The sequence below is a fragment of the Pleurocapsa sp. PCC 7319 genome (assembly GCF_000332195.1).
GTDB lineage: Bacteria > Cyanobacteriota > Cyanobacteriia > Cyanobacteriales > Xenococcaceae > Waterburya.
Genome location: NZ_KB235922.1, coordinates 1,285,545 through 1,300,168, shown reverse-complemented (window position 1 = coordinate 1,300,168; position 14,624 = coordinate 1,285,545). Strand labels below are relative to the sequence as shown.

At 39.1% G+C, this 14,624-nt stretch carries 10 protein-coding genes; 4 read left to right on the top strand and 6 right to left on the bottom strand.

Annotated elements, in window-relative coordinates; genetic code table 11:
* Nucleotides 1–174: 174 nt before the first annotated feature.
* Nucleotides 175–1,521 carry a hypothetical protein gene (locus PLEUR7319_RS0109840; protein ID WP_019505053.1) on the bottom strand — a complete coding sequence of 449 codons (1,347 nt, stop codon included), beginning with the start codon at nucleotides 1,519–1,521 and terminating at the stop codon, nucleotides 175–177.
* A 41-nt stretch (nucleotides 1,522–1,562) separates the two neighbouring features.
* Entirely contained in the window at nucleotides 1,563–2,876 is a 1,314-nt protein-coding gene (locus tag PLEUR7319_RS0109835) for a hypothetical protein (protein ID WP_019505052.1), read from the bottom strand.
* A gap of 233 nt (nucleotides 2,877–3,109) precedes the next feature.
* Here PLEUR7319_RS0109835 and murF point away from each other — a divergent pair, with 233 nt between their 5' ends.
* Nucleotides 3,110–4,477, top strand: a complete 1,368-nt coding sequence (gene murF, locus PLEUR7319_RS0109830) for a UDP-N-acetylmuramoyl-tripeptide--D-alanyl-D-alanine ligase (RefSeq protein ID WP_019505051.1) — start codon at nucleotides 3,110–3,112, stop codon at nucleotides 4,475–4,477.
* A gap of 136 nt (nucleotides 4,478–4,613) precedes the next feature.
* On the opposite strand, the gene PLEUR7319_RS0109825 is transcribed toward murF, so the two are convergent.
* On the bottom strand, nucleotides 4,614–6,461 hold the full coding sequence (locus tag PLEUR7319_RS0109825; RefSeq protein ID WP_019505050.1) for an ABC transporter ATP-binding protein: 1,848 nt from the start codon (nucleotides 6,459–6,461) through the stop codon (nucleotides 4,614–4,616).
* A gap of 139 nt (nucleotides 6,462–6,600) precedes the next feature.
* On the opposite strand from PLEUR7319_RS0109825, the gene PLEUR7319_RS0109820 reads away from it, so the two are divergent.
* From PLEUR7319_RS0109820 to PLEUR7319_RS0109810, 3 genes are all read left to right on the top strand, one after another.
* The gene (locus PLEUR7319_RS0109820; RefSeq protein WP_019505049.1) at nucleotides 6,601–6,840 is read left to right on the top strand and encodes a hypothetical protein; all 240 of its coding nucleotides are present in this window, start codon (nucleotides 6,601–6,603) and stop codon (nucleotides 6,838–6,840) included.
* The gene (locus tag PLEUR7319_RS0109815) at nucleotides 6,840–7,238 is read left to right on the top strand and encodes a PIN domain-containing protein (RefSeq protein WP_019505048.1); all 399 of its coding nucleotides are present in this window, start codon (nucleotides 6,840–6,842) and stop codon (nucleotides 7,236–7,238) included. The genes PLEUR7319_RS0109820 and PLEUR7319_RS0109815 overlap by 1 nt, the downstream gene beginning before the upstream one ends.
* A gap of 129 nt (nucleotides 7,239–7,367) precedes the next feature.
* On the top strand, nucleotides 7,368–7,928 hold the full coding sequence (locus PLEUR7319_RS0109810; protein ID WP_019505047.1) for a dual specificity protein phosphatase family protein: 561 nt from the start codon (nucleotides 7,368–7,370) through the stop codon (nucleotides 7,926–7,928).
* A gap of 102 nt (nucleotides 7,929–8,030) precedes the next feature.
* Here PLEUR7319_RS0109810 and PLEUR7319_RS0109805 read toward each other — a convergent pair whose 3' ends face one another.
* From PLEUR7319_RS0109805 to PLEUR7319_RS0109795, 3 genes are all read right to left on the bottom strand, one after another.
* Entirely contained in the window at nucleotides 8,031–10,895 is a 2,865-nt protein-coding gene (locus PLEUR7319_RS0109805) for a hypothetical protein (RefSeq protein WP_019505046.1), read from the bottom strand.
* Nucleotides 10,896–10,954: 59 nt separating this feature from the next.
* On the bottom strand, nucleotides 10,955–11,671 hold the full coding sequence (locus tag PLEUR7319_RS34785) for a hypothetical protein (RefSeq protein ID WP_019505045.1): 717 nt from the start codon (nucleotides 11,669–11,671) through the stop codon (nucleotides 10,955–10,957).
* Between the two features lie 131 nt (nucleotides 11,672–11,802).
* Nucleotides 11,803–14,619, bottom strand: a complete 2,817-nt coding sequence (locus tag PLEUR7319_RS0109795; protein ID WP_019505044.1) for a cation-translocating P-type ATPase — start codon at nucleotides 14,617–14,619, stop codon at nucleotides 11,803–11,805.
* Between the last annotated feature and the right edge of the window lie 5 nt (nucleotides 14,620–14,624).

The following is a 14,624-nucleotide window of genomic DNA, read 5'->3' as shown; positions in this document are numbered from 1 at the left end:
TAGACTATGCCCGCCCACAATTCATCTGTAATAGATTGTAACGTATCCTCTAGTTTGTTTCTCATATATAGCGTTTCTCAAAATAGGTGAGGTACAAAATTTTCCGAATTCCGAACTCCGAATTCCGAACTTATCCTAACCGAGGTGTACTTCACTAATTCGAGAACTACTATATTACTTACTACCAATCAAATTAAAATTTCTGGCGATCGACACATCAATCTTGCCAAAATAGATACTAAAAGCAATTAGTAAATGTTCTAAAGATTTGACTAACCAGGGTATGTCTTGAATATTAGATTGTAGGTAATGAGTAACAATTAAAGATAATTTTTTTTCTAAATCAGCTTTCGATTCGGGACAGATCAAAGTAATCTTAATTAAGATCATTATTACTTGATCGGTGCCTAAATTGGTAATCAAATCAGTATATTTTTTAGGATCTGGCGGCGAATTTGGATCGAGAATTAAGAAACTAAATAATTGCCGACAAGTCTGTAAAATCAAAGTTTTATTTAGTGGTTTCGCATCAGATTGAGAAAAAATTTGCTCAAGTTTAAGTTTGAGTTTGTTTTTAAAATTACAAGTACTATTTCTTGGCTTAATATTTTTAGTTAAAAAACAATATAGATCTTGTTTAAATACCTGATAAGAATTACGTAAATTATTGCCAGTTACAAAAAGTTGCGCTTGCTCTAAAATTGTACCTTGGTTTTCCACTTGACCAATATATTGTTTTAAAGCTTTTTTAAAGGCTCTTTCTGAAAGTAAAGTCGGGTTATCCACTTTTGTGATTGCTTTGCCTGCTCCTTTAGAGAGTAGCTTCATTTGGGCAACCTGTTTTAATCTAACGCGATAAATAAGATGCTTAGATAAGCTAATCGCGAAATCTTGTTTTCGATTAGATTGTAAAGTCTTAATTAACTCTCTTAATTGATTTAGATCAGAATTTTGCGGTAAAAAATAATCGTATAAATAACTATAGCGTCCTAAGTAAGTATAAAAAATCGTATTGTTACGGCTGAAGTTACTACTAGATACCTCATTGGTAGCAACTACATTTGTTAAGACAACATTGGCAATTTCTTGAGGATTAATGATTACAATCATTCCTCGCAATTGAAAATATAATTCTGATTGTTGATAATTTCTAACTAATTGAATAAGTTGTTTGCGACGGCGATCGTAGGATTTTGCTTGATTAATGACATCCAAAGTATCCATCAAGTCTGAGACAGATGTTAAGGACTCAGGAGTTTCAGACCAACAATCCAAGATAATATTAAAACAATGAGTTAATATCACATTAAATTGTTTTTGCCCTACAGAAGAAAAAATTATTTTCTCTAGTGCTTGAGATAACTTGTTATTTTCATTTCTCCCCAGAAGAAATATGCTTCTAAACTCCTTAATTACTGCTTGAGGGGATTGAGTAGCTGCACATTGACGCAAGTACTCATAGATAATGCTGCTTGATTGAACAATTGGTTGTCTAGCTGAATCATCTAGTTCTTTATTCACTGACAGAAAATAAATATTTGAACTCCTGTCACATCTTAACCTCAGATAATTTGAATTAGAGAAAAGTCAGCCTGACCAAAATGAACGCTAAAGGCTACCTGCATATTTTCTAAAGATTTAACTAACCAAGGAGCTTGATCTTCTGCTACGGCTTCATAATGAGAAAAAAGAATTGAAAATCTCTGTTCTAAATATGGTTTGACCTTGCCACATAATAATACTAGTTTGAGTAATAAACCAATGGTTTTAGTCTCTCCTAAATGGGTTATTAAATCTAAATAATGTTGATGATTAGAATTACTTTTGCTGTCAACTACCAAAAATTTAAATAATTCACAGTAAGTCCGCAGAGTTAAAAATTCATCCAGCTCGCGATGATTAAAATCTGTCAGAGTATTCTGCAAGTAATTGGCTAAATTACGATTAAATTGACTCTCTCCATAACTAACGTCTACGCCAGAAACAATATATTCGTATAAATTAGCCTTGAATCTTTGATAAGATTTAACTCGACTAGTATGGGTCAGAAAATTTTGAGATAAGTCAAAGTAGGTACTGTTTTGCTGCACTTTTCCTGTGTAATGACGTAAAGCTCGGATTAATTCGCGATCGCTTAACAGAGTGGGATTATCTACTGCTTGAATGAGTTTTTTAGGAATTCTCTTTTTATTGGCAGCTTTATATTTTTTGACGATCTGAGCGAGACGCACCTGATAAGTAATGAAATGCGACAGATTTAATTCATAGTTTGCTTGAATTCCTGATTGAATAGTCTCTACTGTTTGTTGAAATTCTTCGCTACTTCCCTCAGTTAATAAGCAGTGTTGATGCAAATAAGGGTAGCGTTGAATTAAATCCCCTACAGAATTACCGATAATTTCGATCCGTCTATGACGGCGGGTACTTGGTTCTAAACTGCCATCAATTAATCGAGCTAAACGCTGTAAATTCACATAATGCTCTGTGGTTTGAAAATTTTTAACTAGCTGTCTTAATTTTCGTGCCGAGCGAGAAACTACTCTCCCAGGAGGTAGCGATCGTTCTATCAGGGCTACTAATTCAACAATTTCGATTTTTAGATGGGGATGCATTTGCCACCGATTGACTATAATGTGGCAGCAACGGTTATAGAACAAAGGAAATTCTAACTCGACATTAGCAGCATCAACGATATTCTCTAATGCAATACGTACTCTTTTGTCTTCATAACCAGTCCCCTTAATCAATAAGTAATTAAATCTCTCTAAAACTTTATGGGGGGATTCAGTTTTTACGCAATATAAAAAATGATCATAAATTATTTGCTGTTCTTGTTTAGTTGTATGGGAGGTGGTTTTATACTGTATTATGGCCACAATTGATTTACTCCCTCTGTACTTACTATAAGAAAAAATTTAATAATAAAAAATTGCTAAATGCTTAAATTAATAAACTATAATCTATCCCTAAATATAAATCTTTCTCTCAATAAATGCTGTAAACTTTCAATCAAGTTTTTAACTGATATTTGTTAGTATATCTACCGATACAAGAAACTTGTTTTAGTCCTCAAAAGTACATCTAAGTATATTTCCCCGCATCTAATCCTATGACTATCCACTTCTGTCTGTCTGAACTCCGTAAAATTCTCAGCAGTAATTTACTAACAACTTCCTCCCCTGAGCTAACAAGTTTAGCCAATGGCGTGACCACAGACACCCGCTCACTCAAGCCAGGGGAAATATTTATTGCTTTGAGTGGGGAAAATTTTGATGGACATAACTTTCTAACTCAGGCAATTGAGCAAGGGGCGATCGCTTTAATTGTTTCTCGTCAGTTAGAACTAGCTTCAGATGTACCCCAATTTGTCGTGCAGGATACCCTGAAAGCCTATCAACAAATAGCTCAGTGGTGGCGCGATCGCTTGGAGATACCAATTATCGGGATTACTGGTTCAGTAGGTAAAACCAGTACCAAAGAATTGGTAGCAGCAGTATTAAAAACTCAGGGGAAAGTACTTAAAACCGAAGCTAACTTCAATAACGAAATCGGTGTGCCCAAAACCCTATTACAAATCACCCCAGAACATAGCTATGGTGTAATTGAGATGGCAATGAGAGCGGAAGGGGAAATTGCTTTACTAACGAAAATTGCTCGTCCCACAATCGGGATTATCACCAATGTAGGAACAGCTCATATTGGACGGTTGGGATCGAGAGAAGCGATCGCCAGAGCCAAGTGCGAACTATTGGCAAATATGCCTCCATCTAGCGTGGCGATTCTCAATCACGACGATTCTCTTTTAATGACTACTGCTGCCCAAGTTTGGCAGGGCGAAACTATTACTTACGGTTTAACCGGGGGGGATATTCATGGAGAAATTATTAACGGCGATCACCTAAAAGTCTGTGGACAAAATTTACCTTTACCTCTGCCAGGAATGCATAATGCTAGTAATTACCTGGCGGCGATCGCAGTTGCTCAAGTATTAAAGCTCGATCTTGCTCCTGTGACAATGGGGTTAGAAGTAGAGTTACCTAAAGGGCGATCGCGTCGTTATGATTTACCCAATGACATAGTTGTTCTCGACGAAACCTATAATGCGGGTTTAGAGTCGATGTTGGCAGCAGTACAGATGCTCAAAGAAACGCCCGGTCAAAGGCACATAGCTGTCTTAGGCACGATGAAAGAATTAGGGGAATATTCGGCTCAACTCCATCGTCAGGTAGGAGAAAAAGCCCAGGAATTAGACTTAGATTTATTGCTGGTATTAGCAGATGAAGCTGCCACTAAGGAAATTGCTCATGGTGCAGAAAATATTACCACTGAATGCTTTAGCGATCGCGCCAGTTTAAGCAGTAAGCTCAAAGCAGTTATGCGTTCAGGCGATCGAATTTTATGCAAAGCCTCTAATTCCGTGGGTTTGAATAAAGTTGTAGAAGAGTTAGTGGTTAGTGATTATCTACCAAAGGTTTAATCATATAGCAAGCACTACGAGAAAACATTAGGACATTCCCTATTCCCTATTCCCTATTCCCTATTCCCTATTCCCTATTCCCTGTTCCCTTTGAACCAATATCTTATGTCCTAAGCTTAAAAGGTAATGTATAACTCTAATTCAATTCTCCTGTAGGAATAGAATCAATTAAATTGCGAGTGTATTCTGTTTTTGGGTTGCGATAGATTTCTTCGGCAGTGTCAATCTCTTCAATTTTGCCTTTATTCATCACAATAATGCGATCACTCATAAATTTCACGACACTTAAATCGTGGGAAATAAAGATGTAAGTTAACCCGAAGTCTGCCTGTAATTCTTTGAGCAAATTTAATACTTGAGCCTGTACCGAGACATCCAATGCAGAAACTGACTCATCACAGATAATAAACTGAGGTTCTAAAGCTAATGCTCTAGCAATACAGACCCGTTGTCTTTGTCCGCCAGAAAACTCGTGGGGATAGCGATTTCTCATATCGGGGTTTAAACCAACCCGTTCTAAAAGTTCTGCTACTTTCTTCTGGCGATCGCATTTTATCTTATGAACAACTAAAGGTTCGGCGATCGCTTTGCCAATATTGATGCGAGGATTCAGAGAATTATAAGGATTTTGAAAGACGATCTGCATTTGACGGCGCAGAGAACGTAGTTTCTGACTTTTCAAGGATAGATTAGTAATATTGTCACGATCAAAAATAATCTCTCCTTCCATCGGTTGAATTAGACGCAACAAAGTTCTAGCTAAAGTAGACTTTCCACAGCCAGATTCCCCTACTAAACCCAAAGTTTCACCAGGATAGACTTCAAAAGACACATTATTAACCGCCATCAGATATTTTTTGGTTCTGCCAAATATTCCCTTCAGAGGAAAGCCTACTCGAAGTTGCTGGACAGACATGATAGGCTGTTTTTCAAGTAGTTTAGTTAATCTCTCTTGTTGCTCAGTTTCCGTAATGATTTGATTTAGTTTGTGTTCAATATCTGTCTGTTTCTCGGTAATCTGGATTTCGCCATCATCAGTAGTGGATACATCCATAAAATCAACCACGGTGGGTAAAGTCTGTAACTTGCGATCTAAACGAGGACGACAAGCCAATAACCCTTTGGTGTAAGGATGTTGAGGATTAGTAAAAACAGTTTGTACTTCCCCTGACTCTACGACTTTTCCTTGATACATTACCACTACCGAATCAACCAACTCAGCAATCACACCTAAATCGTGGGTAATAAAGATCAAAGTCATGCCGCGTTTTTGACAAAGATTACGTAATAAATCGAGAATAGTAGCTTGTACAGTTACATCTAAAGCAGTTGTCGGCTCATCAGCTATTAAAACACTAGGATTACAGGAAATTGCCATCGCGATCGTCACTCGTTGCAATTGTCCCCCTGAGAGTTCATGAGGATAACGCTTGAGCATAGCCTGCTTACGCTGATTAATATAATTCGATATGTCTCGATTAGTATAAGATGGTGTGGAATTTTCTGTAATGTATTGCTGCTCTAGAGCGGAATCACTGGGTATAAGTTGAACTTCCTGGAGTAGCGAAATAGCTTTGCGTCTGGCTTCGGTAGCTGTTACCTTTTGATGTAATAAAATAGCTTCAGTCAGCTGAAACCCAATGTCGTAAACGGGATTAAGCGCACTCATAGGTTCCTGAAAGATCATCGCAATCTCACCACCACGATAGCTTCTGCGCTCTGCCTCATTGATCTGTAATAAATCAACAGCGGATTTGCCTTCTGGGGTAAATAAAATCTCTCCTTGTGTAATGCGTCCAGGAGTAGGTACTAAACCCATAATTGCTAAAGAAGTAACCGATTTACCTGAACCAGACTCCCCAACAATGCCTAATTTTTCTCCTTTTTTTAATTGAAAACTTAGCCCATCAACAGCGACAACAGGTTTAGATTCAGTAGCAAATTGGACTTGTAGCTGGCGAACATCAAGAACAGGTTCAGTCATAACAAGAGAAATTTCTATGGTTAACAGAAATTTTAACCGATAGTATTAATCTGCGTTAATTACAAAAATTAGTGTAAGAGAAATCTTTTCGATCCGAGAAATTCTGGTATAATATACTAAAAAAATACCAGAAAATTGGATGAATACATCGATACATATTCCCAAAAAGTTGAGCGATCGCCTAAATACTTATCTGAAACACAATAAAATACCTAAGAACAAATTTATTGTCGAGGCGATTGAGAAGACTCTAAACGAAAGAGAGGACAAAGAGGCTTGGCATCCCGATATTCTTAGCTGGAAAGGAGTTGCAGGAGTAGAATTTGATTTAGAAATAGATCGAGACTTTCTACTGCCCTCTCGTGAAGAGATCTTTTAATGTTTGTCTTAGATACCACAACTATTTCAGATTATCTCAGAGGGAACAAAGGTATTATCGCTCGCTTGAGAACAACTTCCCGTCAAAATATCTACGTTACTTCGATAACCAAGTTTGAACTAGAATACGGACTACTAAAAAAGCCTCATTTACGAACAGCTTACGAAAAACAATTAGATTTACTTTACCGCCAAATTAACCATCTATATTTCGATGACGACTGTGCCTTAGTTGCTTCGGCTGTAAAACATCAATTGTTGAGTGCTGGAACATCCATTGGAATTGAAGATATTTTGCTCGGCGCGATCGCTTTACATCATGGTTTTACTGTAGTAACTAGTAATATTAAGCATTTTGAGAAGATTGAGGGCTTAGAAATAGAAAATTGGAAACGATAAATGTTGATTTTTGTTGACCAAACATGATGGCGATCGCTAAGAGGCGGAAATAGAAGGAAAGTTTGAGAATTTTTGGATAGATTTGGATAGATATCAATAATGACTGTAGTTTAGACTAAAAAATCAATAATGTATAAATTTGCTGCTGCTTCAGAAGGTGAACCTATTGTGTTTGGCTCTGCTCGCCCTGGATATAGTAACGAGCAAGTAGCTCAGTGGATTGAATTTATGCAGTATCAGAACATTAAGTACGTCTGCTGTTTGCTTGCCTCATCTCAACTAACTCGCTATTCCAATCTACTTAATACTTATCGACATAACTTTGGATTTGATTACGTATGTTGGACACCGATTGAGGATTTTTACTTTGCTACTTCCGAAATTCTCATCCACCAAATTTTACCGTTCTTAGCAACTGCCAGACAGGATGATGAAAAGGTTGTTGTTCATTGCTCTGGCGGAGTTGGGCGGACAGGACACGTTTTAGCAGCCTGGCTTGTGGCTGGACGAGGACTCTCTAGGCAAGCTGCGATTGCAGCCGTCAAACAAATCGGAAAAAATCCCTATGAAGCTGTTATCGCTGCCCCTTTCAAAGGTCGCAATCCCTGGAAAGTAGCTGCTGAACTCAATCTATTACTTGATGAATGTAGTCGCTCGAAAGACAAGTTAGCTCGATGTCCACCCCTATAGATACACTAAAAATATCATTCTCCTTGCGGATCTGCCTAATAGCTTGACACTCCAACGCATGAATGACGTGGGTTTTCACCTTCTATAAATAGTGAAACTTTCTCATAACCATAACTTTGTAGGTGCAATCGGTTCAATATCTTCATCCCAACCACCTACTTGATAGGTTTGCAACAGCCAGATACTTGCACCATGATTGAGAAAGATTTTGGCTAAATTATCGTTGGCTAAACGGGGTAAAAGCGATCGCCAGCTAGTTAAAGCATTAATTACAGTTGTTACAGGACGATCTGCTAAACGAGTACCGATCAGAGACTGATAGGGATCTACCCAATCAGCACGAGTTTGCCAAGTTATTAATTTGTTTTCGATAGCTTTGTTGAGAGCTACTAGACGTTGTAGTCTTTTGGTTTGGGGATGATTGAGGTTATTGGCAATCCAGTCTTTAATTTGAACATTATTATCGAATTCCGCCAAGGTCATGTTAATCGCCTGATAAAGAGCCTGACAAGAATCTTGGACACAGGAGTTAGCACCACCGACAAAAGTTGCTCCTGTTCCATCTCCAGTACGGTAACGCGCCATCATGCGGTCTAATTGATAGGCTAAGCCATTGAGGGGGAAGCGACGTAAACCACCAAAGTTGTATTCGTCGAATACGTCTATTTTGACGATTATATCGGTAATGGGACGACTTCCTAGCCAACCGAACTGGCGATCGCCTGTAAAATTAGTCCAGTCTAAACTCCCGGCAATAATCCCGGTTGTGTTTTGGGTATAAACTTGGGCATAGCCGATTTTGAAATGTAATTCTTGGGTAATGGGTTCACGAACTACCCTGGCTAAACCAAAGGCAAAATGACCAAAAAAGATGCCTAATGGAGCAAACTCTTTTTTCTTGCCGCCAATACCGCCATAGGTATGCAGCACTAATAAGCGATCGCCTTCTTGATATGATTCAATTAGTTTTAGGTCGGCTAAGTTACAGGGATTTAATAATATTGAATCGATTTGACCTTTTTTTTGTTTTATTCCCTGCCAATATCGATTGTGAATGTAGTCGGTGGTTTTATGTAAGCCAGAAATAACTTTGGCTGGTTGTAATTGAAACAGTTGACGCGGTGCGATCGCCTGAACAGTAAATATCCCCTGATTATTTTTCGCACCATAGATATACCAACCTGTTTTATTTAACGGAGATTCAGTAATCTTGTTGGCAGTAGCGGGTAAAACTCCATTGCGGTCTGGTACTACCTGAGGGAAATAGACAATCTCTTCATTGCCATCAAACTGCCTAGAAGTAGAGTTATAGTGACATACAGTTGCACGATTATTAGGTAATAATTCGGTAACAGTGACTAAAGCATAATACTTTCCTGTAATTAAAATTGGTTCACGGGCAATATATAAGCTAATCTCGGCTTCACTAACAACTTCTACCGAACTCAACGCCACCATTACATCATCATTAGGTCTAGCACCAGCCAAAGATTCTAAAGTTTGTACTTGTCGCCAATGGTTTAAGCGGGTGGGATGAACTATTCCCTGGTTAATGCTTTCATAAGCTTGTTCCGAAAAATCGATTCTAATTTTGACTTGGTTAACATAAGCCTGAATGTCAGGGCGATCGCTCCAACGTAAGTATACTTTTTTACCAATTAAATCTTGCTGCCCTCGCGGTGCATGATGTACTTCAAAATAGACTCCATTAACGCGGGAACGTTCTGAAACGTCTGGTAGGATTAAACGTCCCAACCATTCACTTACAGGAAGATATTCTTGAGTATAAGATTGCTGGATCGGATAATAATCGGGTTGATTAAAATCTGCTTGGACATAATTGGCATAGTCACTCACCACCTTAGTCGATCTTGCTTGGTAATCGGCAACAGCAGCAGGATAAGGTTCGTAACCATCGGCGCGCGTTAAAATACGCCGTATGATACTTAAAGTTTTGGCTAAATGATTACTACCATCTGCTAAGATTGCAGTCTCATCTAAAGGTCCATTTTGGGAGTCATGTCCCATGTTTCCCAAGGAGATTAAGCTAATTTCACCACGACTTTTAGCCAAATTCCAATTGGACCAACTGATTATGGACCATCTTCGCGGAAATAAGATCGGAGTAAGACGAGCTACCCAATCTTTTTTGCCTACTAAATGATAAAAATGTTCTACCTGAGCTACTTCATTATTACCACTAATCACCCCTGCTAAAGAAATCACTTCAATGGGTGCAGCCAAAACCTTTTTTAAATAAGGCACTGCCCCTAAAGATATTTGTCCCCCACCGCTATAACCAATTAGAGTAATTAAGGCACCGCTACCTGGTTGATAGCCTTTATTCAGCAAGCGATCAATAATTATTTGTGCAGTACCGCGATTGTATATGGGACCATAACGACTATCTACTGATACAGCTACTTGAAACATATTACGCAGTAGAATTAACACTTCAAACCTAGATGTAAATTCAATCCATTGCCAAAATAGGGCTAATGGTCTATTGAGAGTTAAAGGCAAATTAACTACAGAATAGGGAATGATGTTTTTAATTAAAATGCGATCGCTGGGCAAGGATTCTTCTAGCTGCTGAAGAAAATTGGCGCTCCTAAAGGAATATTTAAATGAACTTTTGCCAATACCATCGAGATAAACTATGTAATGTGGTGTTGTGGCAGCTATCTTTTTAACTGGTAATTGAGTAGTTTTAAAAGATAAATTAGTTGTATCTCGATAGTTTTCATACCATCCTGCCCACCACCCCAAAGCTTCAAAGGGGGCAAGCAAACCCGCCAACACTAGAGCAATTCCAACAATTCGCGCCCCATCCAAAAGCAAATTTAATAATTGATTTTGAACGAAAGTATACCAGCGTATCCACCCAGCATTAGCAGGAGATAAGAAAGCAACTATACCTAACGCCAAGAGAATTAATGCTGTGGGTTTTAAAAACTGTTTATTCACGATTTTTGGGAAATGGACTCTAATCTATTAGGAATGTCAGTTAAACAACCGATCCAATTTTACTCATTACTGTTATCTGAGCTTCCTAGTAAATTAGGTATATCTGAACTAGTAGGAGGGATGGGTAAACCAGTGTAGAGCATTTGTTCTAAATAATCAGGTTCGGTAATTAATTCAACTCCGGCAACCCAGTCAACTATTCTACTGGTGATGCGAGCGATCGCCTTACCAATAACACGCTGAGAGATTTGTAGTACTAGCCAGCCACCAAGACAACATTCAAAAGCTTGCCAAATTCCCAAGTGAGAAATTACCTCTAAACCAGTGGCGATCGCCATTAGAGTCCAGATTGATAGCACAATTAAAATCGGCATTCCAAAATAGGGAATCACCATCAAAAAACCTAGTAACAATGGTGTATAGCTAAATCCTAGAGTTTCGATCACTTCTATTAGAGGCAGATGGACTTTAAATAACCACCCTGCAACTAACCAGGTACTCAATACCCAAAAATTGTAGTTAAAGACAAATAAGACTGCTGCGATCGCCACTGAGAGTACAAACCGGAGAGGGCGTACCCGATTAATAAACAGCATCACGCTTTGACCAAAAGTTTGCGATAATCCAGCCAATAAGACGATTAAAATACTGGTAATTAAGCCCAAAGGTAAATTATGGATTGAGGCAAAAGTTTCGCGATTTAACAATAATACTCCCGAAATTAAAGCCCAAAACTGGTTTATAGCTGTATCTGCTGTAGTGGCGATGATTATCATTGATATTTTTTCATTATTTTTTTGGCAAGCACTTGGTAAAGGGCTTCGCCCTAGCTATAAGTTATAAGCTATGAGCTATTTACTTAAGTAAACTTTAAAGCTTAAAGCTTAGAGCTTAGAGCTTTTTTGGGTCATTTTTTAACCAAACGAATCAAGAACTTTTCCAACTCTACCCAAACAAAGACCAAGAGACTAAAACCGAGACAAATTAACAATTGTTGTCCTGTTAAAACCTCTGTGCCAAAAAAGCTGCGTAGTGGGGGAACGTAGATCAGCAATAACTGTAGTAAGGTAGTAACGACAATTGAACCTAGAAGATAGGGATTCGAAAAAGGATTTAGTTCCCAAGTCATCCGTTCATGTGATCGCACTGCTAAGGCGTGTCCCATCTGAGCGATACAGAGGGTAGTAAAGACCATAGTTTTCCAACTATTAGGATTGCTAGAAGTTTGGGTTGAACCATATGCCCAACTCATCAGAGCAATGGTAATAATGGCGAAGATGATACCAATACGAATAATGTAGAGTCCTAAACCTCCCGAGAAGATGCTGGCTTTAGTATCAATGGGGGGTCGCTTCATGATATCGGGTTCTGCCGATTCGACTGCTAGGGCAAGAGCAGGTAAGCCGTCGGTAACGAGGTTCATCCACAGAATCTGTAACGGGGTGAGAGGAACATCTGGTAAACCAATTAAAGGTGCCGCGGCAATCACTATTACTTCTCCGACATTACTACCCAAGATATATTTAATAAAACGGCGGATATTACTGTAGACTACTCGCCCTTCTTCGGTAGCAGCAACAATGGTGGCAAAGTTATCATCCAGCAACACCATGTCGCTGGCTTCTTTGCTTACGTCTGTCCCTGTAATGCCCATCGAAATACCAATATCTGACTGTTTTAGTGCCGGAGCATCATTAACTCCATCTCCGGTCATAGCGACAAATCGACCTTGGCGTTGTAATGCCTGTACAATTCGTAATTTATGTTCTGGAGAAACACGGGCATAAATATTTACGTTTTGGACTTCTTGTTCTAAGTCGACCTGGGATAGTTTCTGTATTTCCTGTCCTGTCAGAATCGAGTCATTTTCTTGAGTAATTCCTAGTTTTTGGGCGATCGCTTTGGCGGTTAGTTGATGATCTCCCGTAATCATAATTGGGCGAATTCCTGCCTCTAAACATTCAGTAACCGCGGATTGAGCTTCAGTACGGGGTGCATCCATCATCCCCACTAAGCCTAGCCAAATTAATTCTTGTTCGGTGGTTGACGCGCTATCTTCCGTTGGCACTTCTGTCAGGGGTTTATATGCTAAGCCCAAGACTCTCAAAGCATCATTTGCCAGGTGATTATTAGTTTCTAAGATGGCATCACGACTATCTTGATTTAAAGGCAACTTATCTCCGCTACTATGATAAGCGGTGCATCTTTCTAGAACAATTTCTGGCGAACCTTTGATAAACAGAATTAAATCATTTTGGAACGGCAAATCACAGTTGCCACCTACATTACAGATAACGCTCATCCGCTTGCGATCGCTATCAAAAGGAAAATCGATTACACGACGGATTTTACTATTGAGGGTAGGCTGTTCTAGACCTACTTTTCCTGCCAAAGATAATAATGCCCCTTCAGTTGGATCGCCTACAATGTGCCAGCCTTGTTCTTTTTCGTGAGACAGCGTGGCATCATTGCATAATACACAAGCCGTAAGCAATATTTCTAGTTCAGGATGCTCAGGTAGTAAATTTTCTCGAGCAATTTTGCCATCGTTAGAAAACTCTCCTGTGGGTTGATAGCCTTCTCCGGTAACGGTCCATAAATTCTTAACTGTTGCTACCTTTTGCACCACCATCTTGTTTTGCGTTAGTGTACCAGTCTTGTCGGAGCAGATCGTATTGACTGAACCTAAGGTTTCTACTGCTGGTAGTTTACGAATTAAAGCTTTCCGTTTGACCATCCTCTGGGTTCCCAAAGCCAGAGTAACGGTAATTACCGCCGGTAAACCTTCAGGAACTACCGCCACTGCCATCGAAAGAGAAACTTCCACTAAATCCCGTAAATGAGTCCAACCACTACGGATTACACCGATGGCAATTACTAATCCCACCAGCGTCATGGAACCCTTAACTAATACATGACCTAATTGATTCATCCGCTGTTGCAGAGGGGTAGTTTCGGACTGGACTGACTGCAACATTTGGGCTATTTTGCCTAGTTCTGTTTCCATTCCCGTTGTCGTCACCACGACTTTAGCCCGTCCTTGTAGTACCTCAGTACCTGTAAAAACCATATTAAGGCGATCGCCTAAGGGAGTGTCTTCTGTCAATCCTGACTGTAGGGATTTTTGGACAGCGTGCGCTTCTCCTGTAAGAGCAGACTCTCTTACCTGTAAGTTGACAGCCTCAATAATTTGTCCATCAGCACATAGTTGGTCTCCTGCTTTGAGGAAAATAATATCTCCTGGCACTAGCTGCGGTGAGTCTATTGATACTTTTTGACCATTTCGCAGTACATGTACCTGTGGCGAAGTCATGTTTTTTAGTGCAGTGAGGGCTTTTTCTGCGCGACTTTCTTGTAGGTATCCCAACGCTCCATTGAGAATTACAATAGTCATGATGGCGATAGTATCTTTAAACGGTATTTCTCCTTGTGTTACCCCAGATTCTCGTAAACTAACTAAATCTAATATTCCGGAAATAACTGCTACAGTTATCAACATCAACAACATGATGTCTTTGAACTGATCTAACAGAATTTCCCAGGAATTACGTCCCTTAGCTTCAACAATTTCATTTTTACCGTAGTAGTTTAGTCGTTGCTCTACTTCGGTATCAGTCAATCCGTGATCGCTATTACTATTTAATTGTTTTAAGGTATTATCTGGAGATAATGTATGCCAGGGTCGCTGAACATCAGGCAATGGAGAAGATGGAGATGAGTTCACAAGAA

Excerpts from the sequence above, each read along its gene's own strand:
- PLEUR7319_RS0109820 (WP_019505049.1), top strand. The coding sequence starts at position 6,601 with ATGAATACATCGATACATATTCCCAAAAAGTTGAGCGATCGCCTAAAT.
- PLEUR7319_RS34785 (WP_019505045.1), bottom strand. The coding sequence starts at position 11,671 with ATGATAATCATCGCCACTACAGCAGATACAGCTATAAACCAGTTTTGG.
- PLEUR7319_RS0109825 (WP_019505050.1), bottom strand. The coding sequence starts at position 6,461 with ATGACTGAACCTGTTCTTGATGTTCGCCAGCTACAAGTCCAATTTGCT.
- PLEUR7319_RS0109810 (WP_019505047.1), top strand. The coding sequence starts at position 7,368 with ATGTATAAATTTGCTGCTGCTTCAGAAGGTGAACCTATTGTGTTTGGC.
- PLEUR7319_RS0109815 (WP_019505048.1), top strand. The coding sequence starts at position 6,840 with ATGTTTGTCTTAGATACCACAACTATTTCAGATTATCTCAGAGGGAAC.
- murF (WP_019505051.1), top strand. The coding sequence starts at position 3,110 with ATGACTATCCACTTCTGTCTGTCTGAACTCCGTAAAATTCTCAGCAGT.